The organism is Massilia sp. 01N417 (assembly GCF_056399645.1).
In genome coordinates, this window is sequence record NZ_JBFTRS010000019.1 from 104,365 (window position 1) to 120,940 (window position 16,576).

At 66.5% G+C, this 16,576-nt stretch carries 14 protein-coding genes; 9 read left to right on the forward strand and 5 right to left on the reverse strand.

The features are described 5' to 3' along the window. Positions 1–2: 2 nt before the first annotated feature. From AC1DOQ_RS19745 to AC1DOQ_RS19760, 4 genes are all read left to right on the forward strand, one after another. A complete protein-coding gene (locus AC1DOQ_RS19745) occupies positions 3–701 on the forward strand; it encodes a hypothetical protein (protein WP_477368085.1) in 699 nt (232 codons plus the stop codon). 103 nt (positions 702–804) lie between these two features. Continuing rightward, complete coding sequence (locus AC1DOQ_RS19750; protein ID WP_477368088.1) at positions 805–3,030, forward strand: TonB-dependent receptor plug domain-containing protein; 2,226 nt, start codon at positions 805–807, stop codon at positions 3,028–3,030. Continuing rightward, complete coding sequence (locus AC1DOQ_RS19755) at positions 3,027–3,716, forward strand: hypothetical protein (protein ID WP_477368091.1); 690 nt, start codon at positions 3,027–3,029, stop codon at positions 3,714–3,716. Before AC1DOQ_RS19750 ends, AC1DOQ_RS19755 begins: the two co-directional genes overlap by 4 nt. Positions 3,717–3,869: 153 nt before the next feature. Further along, the gene (locus AC1DOQ_RS19760; RefSeq protein WP_477368094.1) at positions 3,870–4,439 is read left to right on the forward strand and encodes a hypothetical protein; all 570 of its coding nucleotides are present in this window, start codon (positions 3,870–3,872) and stop codon (positions 4,437–4,439) included. 16 nt (positions 4,440–4,455) lie between these two features. On the opposite strand, the gene AC1DOQ_RS19765 is transcribed toward AC1DOQ_RS19760, so the two are convergent. Genes AC1DOQ_RS19765 through AC1DOQ_RS19785 form a run of 5 tightly spaced genes read right to left on the reverse strand, consistent with a single transcriptional unit; the run spans position 4,456 to position 8,893 of the window. Further along, entirely contained in the window at positions 4,456–5,796 is a 1,341-nt protein-coding gene (locus AC1DOQ_RS19765) for a sulfite reductase subunit alpha (RefSeq protein WP_477368097.1), read from the reverse strand. Positions 5,797–5,798: 2 nt separating this feature from the next. After that, positions 5,799–6,809 (reverse strand): FAD:protein FMN transferase, encoded by a 1,011-nt coding sequence (locus AC1DOQ_RS19770; RefSeq protein ID WP_477368100.1) that lies wholly within the window; start codon positions 6,807–6,809, stop codon positions 5,799–5,801. A gap of 10 nt (positions 6,810–6,819) precedes the next feature. Beyond that, complete coding sequence (locus AC1DOQ_RS19775; protein ID WP_477368102.1) at positions 6,820–7,647, reverse strand: DUF4198 domain-containing protein; 828 nt, start codon at positions 7,645–7,647, stop codon at positions 6,820–6,822. A gap of 24 nt (positions 7,648–7,671) precedes the next feature. Further along, positions 7,672–8,196 (reverse strand): DUF2271 domain-containing protein, encoded by a 525-nt coding sequence (locus AC1DOQ_RS19780; protein WP_477368105.1) that lies wholly within the window; start codon positions 8,194–8,196, stop codon positions 7,672–7,674. 31 nt (positions 8,197–8,227) lie between these two features. Further along, positions 8,228–8,893 (reverse strand): PepSY-associated TM helix domain-containing protein, encoded by a 666-nt coding sequence (locus tag AC1DOQ_RS19785; RefSeq protein ID WP_477368108.1) that lies wholly within the window; start codon positions 8,891–8,893, stop codon positions 8,228–8,230. A 312-nt stretch (positions 8,894–9,205) separates the two neighbouring features. On the opposite strand from AC1DOQ_RS19785, the gene AC1DOQ_RS19790 reads away from it, so the two are divergent. The 5 genes from AC1DOQ_RS19790 (at position 9,206) to zapE (ending at position 16,566) form a co-directional block, all read left to right on the forward strand. Beyond that, a complete protein-coding gene (locus AC1DOQ_RS19790) occupies positions 9,206–12,061 on the forward strand; it encodes a 2-oxoglutarate dehydrogenase E1 component (protein ID WP_477368111.1) in 2,856 nt (951 codons plus the stop codon). Positions 12,062–12,150: 89 nt separating this feature from the next. Next, the gene (gene odhB, locus AC1DOQ_RS19795; RefSeq protein ID WP_477368114.1) at positions 12,151–13,416 is read left to right on the forward strand and encodes a 2-oxoglutarate dehydrogenase complex dihydrolipoyllysine-residue succinyltransferase; all 1,266 of its coding nucleotides are present in this window, start codon (positions 12,151–12,153) and stop codon (positions 13,414–13,416) included. Between the two features lie 64 nt (positions 13,417–13,480). Then, positions 13,481–13,825 carry a PspC domain-containing protein gene (locus AC1DOQ_RS19800; RefSeq protein ID WP_477368117.1) on the forward strand — a complete coding sequence of 115 codons (345 nt, stop codon included), beginning with the start codon at positions 13,481–13,483 and terminating at the stop codon, positions 13,823–13,825. A 104-nt stretch (positions 13,826–13,929) separates the two neighbouring features. Then, positions 13,930–15,360 (forward strand): dihydrolipoyl dehydrogenase, encoded by a 1,431-nt coding sequence (gene lpdA, locus AC1DOQ_RS19805; RefSeq protein ID WP_477368120.1) that lies wholly within the window; start codon positions 13,930–13,932, stop codon positions 15,358–15,360. A 108-nt stretch (positions 15,361–15,468) separates the two neighbouring features. After that, entirely contained in the window at positions 15,469–16,566 is a 1,098-nt protein-coding gene (gene zapE / locus AC1DOQ_RS19810) for a cell division protein ZapE (protein WP_442121909.1), read from the forward strand. Positions 16,567–16,576: the final 10 nt, after the last annotated feature.

The window sequence follows — 16,576 nt, forward strand, 5'->3', positions numbered from 1 at the left end:
TGATGTCAGCATGCAGCGATCCGGACCAGGGTCCGCCGCTGGGTCCGTTCGCCGCCATCAGCAAGAAGGAAACCGACCCGGCCTTCGACATCACGCCGCCATCCTCGCGCAGCCCGGCCGCCTTTACGTTCACCAGCAGTAACACCGCGGTCGCCACCATCGCCGGCACCCTGGTGACCATCAAGGGCCCGGGCGAGACCACGATCACCGCCTCCCAGCCGCGCATCGGCAGCTTCGGGCCGACCTCGGCGAGCACCACGCTCACCGTCAGCAAGGTCGATTGCGGCGCCGGCAGCGCGGTCGTCAACGGAAAATGCGCCGTGGTGCCGACCTGCGTCCCGCCGGCGGTCCTGAGCAATAACCAGTGCGTGCCGCCGACGACCAGCGCCGCCGTGGTGCATTTCGACGGCTTTGCCTGGATGGGCGTGAGCAGCACGGACAACTTCGCCAATGCGGGCAACTTCTGCACCACCTCCACGATCGGCGGCGTGACGGGATGGAAGCAGCCGACCGCGGACCAGCTGATCGCCCTGCAGAAGTCCGGCGCCCTCGCCGGGCAGGGCTGGAGCCTTGGCGCCACCTGGTCGTCGACCTTGCCCACGAGCTCCACGACCGCCAGTCACATGGTGGTCGACCTGTCCACCGGCGCAGTGTCTGCCCACCCCGACGTGGGCATCGCCTACGTCAGCTGCGTGCGCTGAACTGTTGAATCGCAACAAATAGTGCGTTGTGACAATTGGCGCAATTTAGGCGCCATGCATTTGCTATCGTGACGGGCTGTTCAGTAACGCCACCCAGCCCTTCATGATCCTCCAGCACCGCCGCCTCGCCGCCGTCCACCTCGCCCTGTCGACCCTGCCAGCCGCCGCGCTTGCCCAGAGCGCGGCCCAGCCGGCCGTCTCGGCGCAAACCGCGGCCGAACCTGCCGCCGCCAGGGAAGCGCCACCGAAAAAGGATGGCAAGATCTCGACCGTCGAGGTGAAGGGCGCGGCCAGCGACTACGATCCGCGCCGCGACGACACCGCCAGCAAGACCGTCATGAACGCGGAGGAGATCCGCAAGTACGGCGACGACAACATCTACGACGTCCTCAAGCGCGCGCCGGGCGTGACCGTGACCGGCAAGACCCTGCGCATGCGCGGCCTGGGCGCGGGCTATACCCAGATCCTGGTCAACGGCGACCGTCCACCGCCAGGCTTCAACATGGATGCGCTGACGCCCGACCAGATCGAGCGCATCGAGATCATCCGCGCCGCCAGCGCCGAGTATTCGATGCAGGCGATCGCCGGCACCATCAACATCGTGCTGAAGAAGGTGACCTCGAAGGCGGTGCACGACCTGCGCCTGTCGGGCTTCCGTTCCCAGCAAAGCCGCAACGCGAACGTCGGCATCAACCTGGCCGACAAGATCGACAGGCTCTCGTATTTCGCCTACATCGGCCTGTACGGCGGCGACAACGACAATCAATCGACCGGCAGCGAAGTGTTCACGCTGCCGTCCGGGCAGGTGACGCAATCGCGCACCTCGCGCAACGACAGTGACGGCAGCTACCGCGGCGCCGTGCTGTCGCCGCGCCTGAACTGGAAGTTCCCGGATGGGGACGAGCTGAACCTGTCGGGCATGGCGCATGCGAACCGCATGAACTGGGGCGGACGCAGCCTGAACGACAACCTGGTCGGCAGCTTCGGCAATCCGGACTATGTCGAGACCCTGAGCGGGACGCCGTCGGGTGGCTGGATGGGGCAGATGGAGCTCGGCTGGATCGCGAAGATCGCCGGCGGCAAGCTGGACCTGAAGGTGTCGGGCGAGCGCAGCCGCAACTACAGCGATTCGCTCACCGACCGCTACACCGCCGGACACACCGAGCGCCTGCTGCGCGACTGGGACACCGTCAACCGCGGCCGCCGCACCAGCCTGCGCGGCAAGTACACGCGCTCGCTGTTCGACGGCCACTCGCTGGCGGCCGGCCTGGATGCGAGCGTGCAGGCCAGCGACGAAGTCCGCAACCGCAACGACCGCCTGAACCAGGAGCTGCCTACCCACACCGTCGAGACCTTCGAGCCGAAGATCACGCGCCTGGCCGGCTTCGTGCAGAACGAGTGGAACATCGACAAGCAGCTCTCGGTCTACCTCGGCGCGCGCTGGGAAGGCGTGCAGACCGACAGCGAGGCCACCGAGCCGGGCACCGGCAAGTTGTCGACGACGTCGCGCAACCACGTGCTGAGCCCCGTGGCCCAGACCCTCTACAAATTCCCCGGCGACAGCGGACGCCAGCTGCGCCTGGCCCTGACCCGCACGTATAAAGCGCCGATGGTCGAGCAGCTCACCGCGCGCCGCTACGAGACCCCGGTCAACACCCGCTTCGACGCCGACTCCAGCGGCAACCCGGGCCTGCGCCCCGAACTGGCGAACGGCATCGACCTCACCTACGAACACTTCCTGAAGGACGGTGCGATGTTCTCGGCGAGCGTGTCGCGGCGCGCGATCTCGGACTATATCCGTACCCGCCTCGACCTCGACGCCGACGGACGCTGGGTCTACCGCCCGGTCAACGACGGCGACGCGCTGGTGCGCTCGCTGCAGCTGGAAGCCAAGGCGCCCGGCAAACTGCTGGCCGACGGACTCAGTGGCTTCGACCTGCGGGCGAGCTTCAGCCGCAACTGGTCGCACGTTTCCGCCGTGCCCGGTCCCGGCAACCGCCTCGACGGCCAGACCCCGATGTCGGCCACCTTTGGTGTCGACTACCGCAAGGGCGACCTGACCACGGGCAGCAGCCTGTCCTGGCAGAAGGGCGGCTGGGTCCGCATCTCCGACGGCCAGTCCCAGTACCAGCAGTCGCGCCGCGACCTCGACGCCTACCTGCTGTACAAGTTCAATCCGCGCTACCAGCTGCGTCTGTCGGCCAACAATATCCTCGGCCAGGACAATGCCTCGGACCGCTACTACCGCGATGCGTCCGGCACCTCGCGCGAGACGAACTTCAATCCGGCGTCGGTGCGGGTGGGGGTGAATCTCGAGGTGAAGCTGTGAGCGACACGACGGCGCCGCAGGACGCCCGCTGGATCGCCCGGCGCGCGGGCTTATTCGTCATCGGTCTCGGCATCGCCGACCTGGCCTACGGGATCGTGTTTGCCCCGCCGGGCATGATCAATTTCAGGATCATCGGCATACTGGCCGGACTCCTGATCCTGTTCGGCGGCATGAAGGTGCATGCCGTCGTGCGCTGGCTGGCGCTGCTGGTGATCGGCGGAATGCTGCTTGGGCCGGTCCTGCCTTTCGTCGTCGTCCCCGCCAGCCTGACGCTCACCCAGATCCGCCTGTACCCGATCCAGTTCGCCCTGAGCTGCATTCCCTGGCTGCTCTGGATGGCGATGATGGGCATCGCGGCAGGCGCCCTGGGTCACCCCTTGCTGCTTGCGGCACGCGTGCGCGCCGGCCGGCCCGCGCACAGCGCGCGCATCCCGCTGGTCATCGGCGTCGTCCTCGCAGTGGGCGCCGCGGTGGTGCAGGTGCGCATCCTGGACGGCGAAGCCGGCCGCAAGGCCAGCCGGCTGGTCGCGGAACGCCTGGGTCCGGGATACCGGTACTACACCCAGACGCTGCAATACAGCAGGCCGATCACGGCGGCGCCCGCGAAGCCGACGGTGGTGTCCGCGACGGTCCAGGCCTGGAACGAGCGCGAAGTGCTGAACGTTCCCGTCAGGTGGGAAGAGTAGGGCGAAAAAAGAGAGAGGCGGCCAGCTTGGCGCGCCTTCGTGTCGGCTTGATGACACGTGATGAGCCCCGCAGCAGGTGACAAAGTGCGCATTTCGCGCCGCCGGGTCCTGATAAGCTTGTCCGGATTCCAGGCTGATAAGGATAGGGACATCATGGGCATTTCGATGGCATGGGTCGCGGTCAGGGGACTCGATGCGGACACCATCCTGGCCAGGCTCGACCTGGCGCCGACGGGGAGGGACTGTGACATCCTCGAGACCGATATCGCCGCGCATCCATTGGCCGGCGGCGCCCACCTGGTCGCGGCCCTCGACTGCGCGCACCGCATCATCGAGGCCGACAGCATGGCCCGGCTGTCGGCGGGCTGCGAAGCGCTGGCCTGCTCGGTCGAGGAGCATGTGTCGTGGTCGATGTCCGAGCTGTGGCGGGATGGCAGGCGGATCTGGCAGGTCCACTACGCCGGCGGCGAGATTCCGCAAGAGTTCGGCCACGAAGGCGAGCTGCCGCCCCGCTTCGAGGAATTGCTGGCGCACGTCACGCCGGAAGACAGCGAGGACCTGGACGGCTACTTTTTGATGGACATCCCGCTGATCCTCGCGAAGGAGTTCAGCGGCTTCCACTACGCCGAAACCGACGCCGCGTTCGATGCCGTCCCGTTCCAGGAACTGAAGGACCTGCGGGCGAGGCCGAAGACCGGCTGGTGGAAACGGCTGTGGGCTTGAGCGCCCGATACAGCGCTCAGTACACGTCGCGCCGATAGCGCCCGTCGGCGGTCAACTGTTCAAGCAGGTCTTCGCCAAGGATATCGGTCAAGGCATCGTGCACGCCGCCCGCCATGCCCTGCAGGCTGCCGCACACATAGATCGCGGCCCCGCGTTCGATCCACTCGCGCACGAAAGGCGCCTGGGCACGCAGCACGTCCTGCACGTACAGGCGCTCCTGCTGGTCGCGCGAAAACGCCAGGTCCAGCTTCTGCAGCCAGCCGGACTCGCGCCAGCCTTCCAGTTCGCCGCGCAGCAGGAAGTCGTGCGCGCGGTTGCGTTCGCCGAACAGCAGCCAGTTTTCCTTCATGCCGAGCCCGATGCGGGCGCGCAGCAGGCCGCGCAGGCCGGCCAGGCCGCTGCCATTGCCGATCAGGAGCATGGGCCGGCGCGCATTGTCGCCGAGGCGGAAGCGCGCGTGTTCACGGATGCGCAGGCGGATCGCATCGCCGGATGCCGCGCTTTCGCACAGCCAGCCGGAGGCGGCGCCGGGGCTGCCGTCCTCGTGCCTTTGCAGGCGTACCAGCAGTTCCAGCCTGCCGTCGGACGGGATGGACGCGATCGAGTATTCGCGCGGGTGCGCCGGGTCGGCCGGGGCGCTGACCTGGGCCAGGTCGCCGGCTTCCCAGGCGGGCAGCTGGCCGTCCGCAGGCGCCAGCGCCAGGCGGTACAGGGGAGCGCCCAGGCTGCCCGGGTTCAGCAGCTCGCGTTCGGTGATGCGCCAGTCGGCGTAGGCCGGCGCTTCCCAGTCGGGGGCGTCCATGGTGCCGGCCAGGCGGCCGAGGTGGTGTTGCCAGTCTTCCAGCGCCTTTGCGTCGCCGCGGTCGACGTCGATGCGCTCGAACAGCGGCGTGGCGCCGGCCTGGGCCAGCCAGGCGTCGAGGGCGCGGCCGAAGCCGCAGAAGTTGGCGTAGCTGCGGTCGCCCAGGGCCAGCACGGCGTAGTGCAGGTGGGGGAGGTCCACGCCTTCGGCCATCAGGCGGCCGGCGAAACGGGCGGCGGTGTCCGGGGCGTCGCCTTCGCCGTAGGTGCTGGCGATGAACAGGATGCGCGTCGCGCCGCGCAGGCCGGCTTCGTCGAGGTTGGAGATGCAGGCCGCGCGCGCCGCCAGGCCGCCGGTGGCGAGCAGGCTGGCGCTGCGCCGCGCGAGGACTTCGGCGCTGCCGGTCTGGCTCGCGTAGACGACCAGCCAGTCGGCCGGCGCGGCATTCGCTGCCGAGCGGGCGCGGGCGGCGCGGAAATAGGCGGCGCACATCGCCAGGTAGCTGGTGGACAGCAGCAGGGCGCTGCCCCAGCGCAGCGGTTCGATCGTCATCATGTTCATTGCAGCAGTGCGCGCCAGGCCGGTGTGTCGATTTCGCGCAGGCCGTGCCCGGTGCGCAGCAGGAAGCGGGCCGCCAGACCGCGCTGTTCGGCGAAGGGCAGGCCGGCATCGGGGCCCATCACGGTCAGCGCCGTCGAGAGGGCGTCGGCCGCCATGCAGGTCGGCGCCAGCACCGTTACCGAGGCGACGCCGTTGTCGATCGGGACCCCGGTGCGCGGATCCAGGGTGTGCGAGGCGCGCCGGCGTGCGTGATGAAAGTAACGCCGGTAATCGCCGGAGGTGGCCACCGCCAGCCCGTGCAGCGCCACCACCGATTGCAGTACCGGAGCGCCGGCGCTGTCGGGCACGCCTTCCAGCTCGACCCACCAGGGCTGGCCATCGGCCTTGACGCCGGCGCCGCGCAGTTCTCCGCCGATGTCGACCAGGTAGTGGCGCACGCCCAGCGCTTGCAGGCGCCGCGCCAGGCAATCGACCGCAAAGCCTTTCGCCACCGAGGACAGGTCGAGGATGGCGCCGCCCGGCTGGTACAGACGCCGGCCTTCGCGGTCGAGCCGCGGCCGCTGTTCCTGGCGCCGGGCGATCACGGCGGCCACCGCGTCGCCGGCAGGCGCATAGAAGCCGGCCTGGTCGTAGCGGCCGGTCGGGCCGAAACCCCACAGGTTCACCAGCGCGCCCGCGGCCGGGTCGTAGGCGCCGCCGCTGTCTTCATGCACCGACAGCGCGTAGTCCATCACGGCGAAGAACTGCGGCGGCAGCGCACGCCAGCTGCCCGCCGGCGCGCGGTTGTAGCGCGACAGCAGGGAACCGGCGTCCCAGTGGCTCATCTGCGCGACGATCTCGTCCAGCTCCTGCTGCAGGGCGGCCTGCAGGTCGACGTCGAGGCCGGGAGGCAGCAGCATCCGGGCCGACCAGTCGGTGCCCATCGAGGTGCCGGCCAGCCCGTGCGGGCGGCTGCCGGCTTCGGGCAGGACCGGGTCGATCTCCAGCGGAACGAGAACGGCGCGCATGCTGGACCGCTTACTCCGGCAGGACTTCGAGGGTCGCCGAGTAGCTGTAGCGCTTGGCGTCGGCCGGGCCTTCCGCGCCCGGGCCGCGCGGGGCATTCGCCTGCTCGGTTGCCGGATACTTGGCGCTGAGCCAGTACATGTTCGGCGCCGGCAAGGTGAAGCTGGCTTCGCCCTTGGCGTCGGTGGTCAGGCGCACTTCGTTGATCGTGCCGCGGTACTTGACGCCGCCCGGGATCAGGCTGAAGGGGAAGTTGGGCAGCGGCTTGCCGTCCAGCTGGAAGCGGAAGGTGGCCTTTTCGCCGGCGCGCAGCTCGGTCGGGTTGGTGAGCGCCACCATTTCGAGGCCGCTGCCCAGCGGCTTGAGGGCGCCGTTGCTCGGCTTGTTCAGGGTGACGAAGGTGTCCTGGCGCTGGACCATGGTGGTGCGCTTGACCTCGGTCGCGCCGGCCGGCACTTCCTTGTCCGCCGTCTGCTCGGTGGCGCGGAAGCGCTTCATCTCGCCGTTCAGCTTGTAGCTGCCCATGACATTGGTCGCGGCCAGCGTGACGCGGTAGGTGCCGTCCTTCGGCAGCTTCAGGTCGACGCTGGAGCGGAACTTGCCGACCGTGGCGGCCGGGGCCGGCGCGGTCTGGCCGTCCGGATCGGTGACGGTCAGGCCATCCATGCGCAGCGGCATGTGGTCGACGTTGAACAGGCCTTCCGAGACGGCGCCGTCGATCGTGACCCAGGCTTCGCGGTCGGTCTCGATGAAGGTGCTGGTCGGCAGCATCCACGGACGATGGGCCTGGGCGGCGCAGGCGATGCCGGCGAGGGCGGCGGCGATGACGAACTGTTTCATGAATTTGCCTTGCATGCTGCCTCCTTATTGGACCGAGATCGATACCGCGCCCAGCTCTTCCCTGCCGGCGGCGTTGGCGGCCAGTTTGCCGTTGGCGGGCCAGGTGAAGGGCACGCGCACCAGTTCGCGGCCGCCGGCTTCGCGCGCGGCCTCGATGACCAGCTTGTAGTCGCCGGCCGGCAGTTTGTCCAGGCCGGCCTTGGCGGTCGAGAAATTCAAGGCCTGCAGGCCTGCCGGGCGGGTCGCGCCGGACACGCCGTCCATCGGCAGCTCGACGTCGCGGCCGGCCTTGCGCCACCAGGTGCGCAGGTCCTTGACCCATTTGGTGCCGGCGTTGTCCTTCTTCTTGACGTCGTACAGCACAGCCAGGGTCGAGGCCACGCTCTGGTCGGCACGCTCGATCCAGATCGCGACGTAGGGCTTGTGGTACTCGGCCACGTTCAGCTGCGGCAGTTCGAACTTGACGGTCAGGTCGGCGGCCATCGCGCCGTTCGATACCAGGGGCAGGGCCAACGGCAGAGTCAGCGCGAGCGATCGGGACAGTTTCATGGACTTTCTTTCGTAGTTGTAGGAAGCAAACTCAGTGAACGAACAGGAGGGCCAGCACGATCGGCAGCACGATCCCGAAGCCGATCACCGGCCAGGTCGACGGCCGGTTGGCGGCGTGGTATTTCAGGATCAGGAAACCGGTGATGCAGAACACCAGGCAGGCGCCGGCGAAGATGTCGATGAACCAGCTCCAGACGGCGCCGGCGTTGCGGCCCTTGTGCATGTCGTTGAGCCAGGAGATCCAGCCGCGGTCGGTTTTTTCGTATTCGGCCTGGCCGTCGACGCCGATGCGCAGCCAGGCGTCGCCGCCCGGGCGGGGCAGGGCGACGTAGGCGTCCTCTTCGCTCCACTCGGCGTTCAGGCCGCGCACGTCGACCGGGAAGGTCCGATTGGCCCAGGCCGCGACCGCGTCCGGCAGCGGCAGCCTGGCGTCCGCATGGCTGTCGGCGAAGGCGGCCAGGCGCTCGCGCAGCGGGGCCGGCAGCGCGGCCTTCTGGCGCGTGACCTGCGGTTTCGCTTCGATCTGCGAGGCGTGGTTCAAGGTGAAGCCGGTGATGCTAAACAGGAGCATCGCCATCAGGCAGATGGCGGAACTGATCCAGTGCCATTGATGCAGCTGGCGCAGCCAGACGGCGCGGCTGGGGCCGGGGAGGGAGGCGGATGGCTGGCTGGATTGAGATGAATTGGTCGGATGCATAAGGCAAATGATAACGATTATCATTTAGCCGGTCAACTCAGCCGCTGAGATGGCATGCTCGATGCTACACAGTAACAAATAAAAACAACTCTGCGCGCTGTCCTGCTCGGCCGCTTGCGTTACAATGTTGTGCGCAAATTGGCAGCACGCGGCGATGATCTGCTGCATTGATCCACCGCAAATGTCCCGCTTGTAGAGTCCTTCCCCCACAACTTGAGTAGTAAGTGCGATCCGCTAACCGGTCAGGCCGTGTCGCGGAAGGTTAGACTAACCCGCCCCAAACTCGCGAAGCGCGAAGAAAGGTGAGCAAGAATGATGCAACAATACGAAGCCAACTCGTATCTGTTCGGCGGTAATGCGCCGTACGTTGAAGAGTTGTACGAAGCATATTTGAACAACCCGGGCTCGGTGCCGGACAACTGGCGCGCCTATTTCGACGCGATGCAGCACATGCCCGCCGTCGACGGTACCGCCAAGCCGGACGTGGATCACTCCTCCGTGATCGCCTCCTTCGCCGAACGTGCCAAACAGGGTCCGATCCGCACCGTCAGCGCCTCCCCGGATGCAGAACTCGGCCGCAAGCGCGTGTCGGTCACCCAGCTGATCGCCGCCTACCGCTACCTCGGTTCCCGCTGGGCCAACCTGGACCCGCTGCAGCGCCAGGAGCGCCCGCCGATCCCGGAACTGGACCCCGCCTTCTACGGTTTCACCGAAGCCGACCTCGACACCAAATTCAACATCAGCAACACCTATTTCGGCAAGGACGACGCTTCGCTGCGCGACCTGCTGAACATGTTGCGCGATACCTACTGCCGTTCGATCGGCGCTGAGTTCATGTACGTCAGCGACCCGACCGAAAAGCGCTGGCTGCAGGAAAAGCTGGAATCGATCCGTTCGACCCCCGCCTTCACCCTCGAGAAGAAAAAGCACATCCTCGAGCGCCTCACCGCGGCCGAAGGCCTGGAGCGTTACCTCCACACCAAGTATGTCGGCGCCAAGCGCTTCTCGCTGGAAGGTGGCGAGTCCTTCATCGCCTCGATGGACGAAGTCATCCAGCGCGCCGGTGAGCAGGGCGTGCAGGAAATCGTGATCGGCATGGCCCACCGCGGCCGCCTGAACGTGCTGGTCAATACCCTGGGCAAGGCCCCGTCCGAGCTGTTCGAAGAATTCGAAGGCAAGCACGCCGACGACCTGCCGGCAGGCGACGTGAAATACCACCAGGGCTTCTCGAGCGATATCTCGACCCCGGGCGGCCCGGTCCACCTGTCGCTGGCGTTCAACCCGTCGCACCTGGAAATCGTGAACCCGGTGGTCGAGGGTTCGGTCAAGGCGCGCATGGAACGCCGCGGCGACCGCAAGGGCAAGGAAGTGCTGCCGATCCTGGTGCACGGCGACGCCGCCTTCGCCGGCCAGGGCGTGGTCATGGAAACCCTGAACCTGGCCCAGACCCGCGGCTACGGCACCGGCGGTACGGTCCACATCGTCATCAACAACCAGATCGGTTTCACCACCTCGGACCCGCGCGACGCCCGTTCGACCATCTATTGCACCGACGTGGTCAAGATGATCGAAGCACCGGTGCTGCACGTGAACGCCGACGATCCGGAAGCCGTCGTGCTGGCGACCCAGATCGCGATGGACTACCGCACCGAGTTCCATAAGGACGTGGTCGTCGACATCGTCTGCTACCGCAAGCTGGGCCACAACGAGCAGGACACCCCGGCCCTGACCCAGCCGCTGATGTACAAGAAGATCGCCAAGCACCCGGGCACCCGCAAGATGTACGCGGACAAGCTGGCTGCGCAGGGCGCCATCCCCGCCGACGGCGGCGACCAGCTGGTGGCCGAGTACCGCAACGCCATGGACGCCGGCAAGCACACCATCGATCCGGTGCTGACCGACTTCAAGAACAAGTACGCCGTCGACTGGGCGCCGTTCCTGAACAAGAAGTGGACCGACGCCGCCGACACCGCCGTGCCGCTGACCGAGCTGAAGCGCCTGTCGCAGCGCATCACCACCGTGCCGGAAAACTTCAAGCTGCACTCGCTGGTCGAGAAGGTGCTGGGCGACCGCGCCAAGATGGGCCAGGGCGAGATGAACCTCGACTGGGGCATGGGCGAACACCTGGCCTACGCGTCGCTGCTGTCGTCGGGCTATGCCGTCCGCCTGTCGGGCCAGGACGCCGGCCGCGGCACCTTCGTGCACCGCCACGCCGTGCTGCACGACCAGAACCGCGAGCGCTGGGACCAGGGCATCTACCTGCCGCTGGCGAACGTGTCGGACAACCAGGCCAACTTCACCGTCATCGACTCCGTGCTGTCGGAAGAAGCGGTGCTGGGCTTCGAATACGGCTACTCGACCGCCGAGCCGAACACCCTGACCATCTGGGAAGGCCAGTTCGGCGACTTCGTCAACGGTGCCCAGGTCGTGATCGACCAGTTCATCGCGTCGGGCGAAGTCAAGTGGGGCCGCGCCTCGGGCCTGGTGCTGATGCTGCCGCACGGCTACGAAGGCCAGGGTCCGGAGCACTCGTCGGCACGTATCGAGCGCTTCCTGCAGCTGTGCGCAGACCACAACATGCAAGTCGTGCAGCCGACCACCGCCGCCCAGATCTTCCACCTGCTGCGCCGCCAGATGGTGCGCCAGTTCCGCAAGCCGCTGGTGATCTTCACGCCGAAGTCGCTGCTGCGTAACAAGGACGCCGGCTCGCCGCTGACCGACCTGGCCAAGGGTGGCTTCCAGACCGTGATCGGTGAACTGGACGACAAGATCGACGCCAACAAGGTCAAGCGCGTGCTGGTCTGCTCGGGCAAGGTCTACTACGACCTGGTCAATACCCGCAAGACCCGCAATGCGAACGACACCGCGATCGTGCGTATCGAACAGCTGTATCCGTTCCCGCACAAGGCTTTCGTCGCCGAACTGAAGAAGTTCCCGAACGCGACCGAAGTGGTGTGGGTCCAGGACGAGCCGCAGAACCAGGGCCCGTGGTTCCAGATCCAGCACAATCTGTTCGAAAGCATGGAATCGGGCCAGCGCCTGTCGTACGCCGGCCGTCCGGCTTCGGCGTCGCCTGCCGTCGGTTACGCCGACAAGCACGTGGCGCAGCAGAAGGAACTGCTGGAAACCGCGTTCTCGAAGCTCAAGGGCTTCATTCTCACCAAGTAACATAGATCGGTAGATCGCAAGCCCATGAGCACCCCGCGCCGTTGCAGACGGCGCGGGGTTTTCGCAAAGAATAAATAACGGAGTTTTAAATGGCACAAATCGAAGTCAAGGTCCCCCAACTGTCGGAATCGGTTGCTGAAGCGACCCTGCTGTCCTGGCACAAGAAAGTCGGCGAAGCCGTTTCGCGCGACGAGAACATGATCGACATCGAAACCGACAAGGTGGTCCTGGAACTGCCGGCCCCGAGCGCGGGCGTGATCGTGCAACTGATCAAGGCCGACGGCGCCACCGTCGTCTCGGGCGAAACCATCGCCATCATCGACACCGAAGCATCGGCCCAGACCAGCCCGATCGGCATCAGCTCGGCCCCGGTCGCCAACGCACCGGCCGCCGCACCGGCACCGCAGGCTTCCGCAGCCACCGGCTCGAAAGGCGACGTCGCCATGCCGGCCGCCGCCAAGATCCTGGCCGACAACAACATGAGCACCGCCGACGCCACCGGCACCGGCCGTGACGGCCGCGTGACCAAGGGCGACGCCCTGGCCGCCGTCGCCAACAAAGGCGTTGCGCCGGCCGCTCCGGCACCGCTGCAGCAGCAAGCCGCCAAGCCGGCCCTGCCGCAAGTCTCCGCGCCGGCCCCGGCCAACCTGGGCGACCGTCCGGAAGAGCGCGTGCCGATGAGCCGCCTGCGCGCCCGTATCGCCGAGCGCCTGCTGCAGTCGCAGTCGACCAACGCGATCCTGACCACCTTCAACGAAGTCAACATGAAGCCGGTCATGGACCTGCGCGCCAAGTACAAGGACAACTTCGAGAAGCAACACGGCGTCAAGCTGGGCTTCATGTCCTTCTTCGTCAAGGCCGCCGTGCACGCGCTGAAGAAGTACCCGATCCTGAACGCCTCGGTCGACGGCAACGACATCATCTATCACGGCTACTTCGACATCGGTATCGCCGTCGGTTCGCCGCGCGGCCTGGTGGTGCCGATCCTGCGCAACGCCGACCAGATGTCGATCGCCGAAATCGAGAAGAAGATCGGTGAATTCGGCCAGAAAGCCAAGGAAGGCAAGCTGACCCTGGAAGACCTGACCGGCGGTACCTTCTCGATCTCGAACGGCGGCACCTTCGGTTCGATGCTGTCGACCCCGATCATCAACCCGCCGCAGTCGGCGATCCTGGGCGTGCACGCGACCAAGGACCGCGCCGTGGTCGAGAACGGTCAGATCGTGATCCGTCCGATGAACTACCTGGCCATGTCCTACGACCACCGCATCATCGACGGCCGCGAAGCCGTGCTGGGCCTGGTGGCCATGAAGGACGCGCTGGAAGATCCGGCCCGCCTGCTGCTGGACCTGTAATCACCCGTTGGAAGGGCGCGCCGCCCGGCGCGCTCGTGCTGTTGAATGATGGAAGGGAGTCACCATGATTGCCGATGAAATCAAGCGCTTGCACGAGCTGCACCAGGCCGGCGCCCTGACCGACGCCGAATTCGAACAGGCCAAGGCGAAGATCCTGTCCGCGTCGACGGTGAACCTGAACAAGGACACCGCTGCAAGCGGTAGCGGCAACGGCAGCTTCGCCGACGAGCTCAACACCCTGCGCCGCTCGCGCACCGACCGCTGGATCAGCGGCGTATGCGGCGGCCTGGCCAAGGCCTCGGGTGTGGAATCGTGGGTGTGGCGGCTGGTCTTCACGCTGTTCACCCTCACGTTCGGGTTTGGGGCGGTGATTTACCTGCTGCTGTGGATCTTCGTACCGGAAGAATAACTATCAACCGTCGCTCCCGCGAAAGCGGGAACCCATACGCCGCGCGATGTGTGGCTCAGCATGGATTCCCGCTTTCGCGGGAATGACGTAGAAGGGAAAAAATAATGAGCGAAAAACAATTTGACGTCGTCGTGATCGGCGGCGGCCCCGGCGGCTACGTGGCCGCCATCCGCGCTGCCCAGCTGGGCTTCAAAGTCGCCTGCATCGACGAGGCACAGAACGCCAAGGGCGGTCCGGCCCTGGGCGGCACCTGCACCAACGTCGGCTGCATCCCGTCGAAAGCGCTGCTGCAATCGTCGGAGCACTTCGAGCACGCCGGCCACGCTTTCAAGGAGCACGGCATCAACGTGCAGGGCCTGGAGCTGGACCTGGCCCAGATGCTGAAGCGTAAGGATGGCGTGGTCAAGGCCAACAACGACGGCATCGTCTACCTGTTCAAGAAGAACAAGGTCACCTTCTTCCACGGCCGCGGCACCTTCGCCGGCAAGGCAGGCGAAGGCTTCACGATCAAGGTCTCCGGTGCCACCACCGACACCATTACCGCCAAGAACGTAATCGTCGCCACCGGCTCGAACCCGCGCGAACTGCCGGGCACCCCGTTCGACGAGAAGCTGGTCCTGTCGAACACCGGCGCACTGGCCATCGACGCCGTGCCAGGCAAGCTGGGCGTGATCGGCGCCGGCGTGATCGGCCTGGAAATGGGTTCCGTGTGGCGCCGTGTCGGCGCCAAGGTCACCGTGCTGGAAGGCCTGCCGGCCTTCCTGGGCGCGGTCGACCAGCAGATCGCCAAGGAAGCGCAGAAGGCCTTCACCAAGCAGGGCCTGGACATCCACCTGGGCGTGAAGATCGGTAACATCACCAAGGGCGACAACAGCGTCACCGTGGAATACGCCGATTCGACCGGCGCCGCGCAGACCGCCACCTTCGACCGCCTGATCGTCTCGATCGGCCGCGTGCCGAACACCATCGGCCTGGGCTTCGAGACCGTCGGCCTGCAGCTCGACGAGCGCGGCTTCATCGCCGTGGACGACGAGTGCCGCACCGGCGTGCCGGGCATCTGGGCAGTCGGCGACGTCGTGCGCGGCCCGATGCTGGCGCACAAGGCGGAAGAAGAGGGCGTCGCGGTTGCCGAGCGCATCGCCGGCCAGCACGGCCACGTCAACTTCAACACGATTCCGTGGGTGATCTACACCTCGCCGGAAATCGCCTGGGTCGGCCGCACCGAAGAGCAGCTGAAGAAGGACGGCGTCGCGTACAAGGCCGGCACCTTCCCGTTCATGGCCAACGGCCGTGCGCGCGCCCTGGGTGACACCACCGGCATGGTCAAGGTGATCGCCGACGCGGCCACCGACGAGATCCTGGGCGTCCACATCGTGGGCCCGGTCGCTTCCGAGCTGATCTCGGAAGCCGTGGTGGCGATGGAGTTCAAGGCCTCGGCCGAAGACATCGCCCGCATCTGCCACGCTCACCCGACCCTGTCCGAAGCGACCAAGGAAGCCGCGCTCGCCGTCGACAAGCGTTCGCTGAACTTCTAAGCAACACACGTGACGTGGGCACGGGGTGCCCATCCTACATGCCGGTCGTCGGCATCCGTAGGGTGGGCACACCGTGCCCACGGTGCGTTAATCCCCCACCGGTATTCCATGAACGTCCAAGAGTATTACCAGCACGCGCTGACCGAGCGCGGCTTCAAGTCCGATGCGGCCCAGCAGCGCGCGGTAGACCGTCTCCAGCAGGCGTACGACGACTGGGTCCACTACAAGGCCCAGCGGTCGTCCGCTTTCAAGCGCCTGATCAACCGTCCCGACGTGCCCCAGGGCGTGTACATGTGGGGCGGGGTGGGGCGCGGCAAGTCCTTCCTGATGGACAGCTTCTATTCGGTGGTGCCGGTGGTGCGCAAGACCCGCCTGCACTTCCACGAATTCATGCGCGCCGTGCACCGCCAGCTCGACGAGCTGAAAGGCATGGAAGACCCGCTGATCGAAGTCGCCAAGCGCATCGCCAAGAAATACCGCCTGATCTGCTTCGACGAATTCCACGTCAACGACGTCGCCGACGCGATGATCATGTACAACCTGCTGTCCGCGCTGTTCGCCAACGGCGTGTCCTTCGTGATGACTTCGAACTACGATCCGGACAAGCTGTATCCGGACGGCCTGCACCGCGACCGCATGCTGCCGACCATCGCGCTGCTGAAGGACAAGCTGGACGTGATGAACGTCGACGCCGGCATCGACTACCGCCACCGCACGCTGGAGCAGGTGCAGGCTTATTACACGCCGCTGAACGCGGCCAGCGACCACGCGCTGCGCGAGACCTATGCGAAGATCGCCGATACCGCCGACGAAAGTCCGGTGGTGCACATCGAACAGCGCGAACTGCGCGCACTGCGGCGCGCGGGCGGCGTGATCTGGTTCGATTTCGCGACCCTGTGCAATGGCCCGCGCTCGCAGAACGACTACCTGGAGCTGGCCAGCCAGTTCCACACCGTGATCCTGTCCGGCATCCCGCGCATGTCGGCGTCGATGTCCTCGGCGGCGCGCCGCTTCACCTGGCTGATCGACGTGTTCTACGACCACAAGGTCAAGCTGATCATGTCGGCCGAGGTGGCGCCGGAGCAGCTGTACACGGAAGGCGCGATGGCGGGCGAGTTCCATCGCACGGTGTCGCGTATCATTGAGATGCAATCGCGCGAATACATGGTGGCGGAGCGCCGCGGCGCCGCCGATTCGCTCGCCTAAGGGAAAAAAA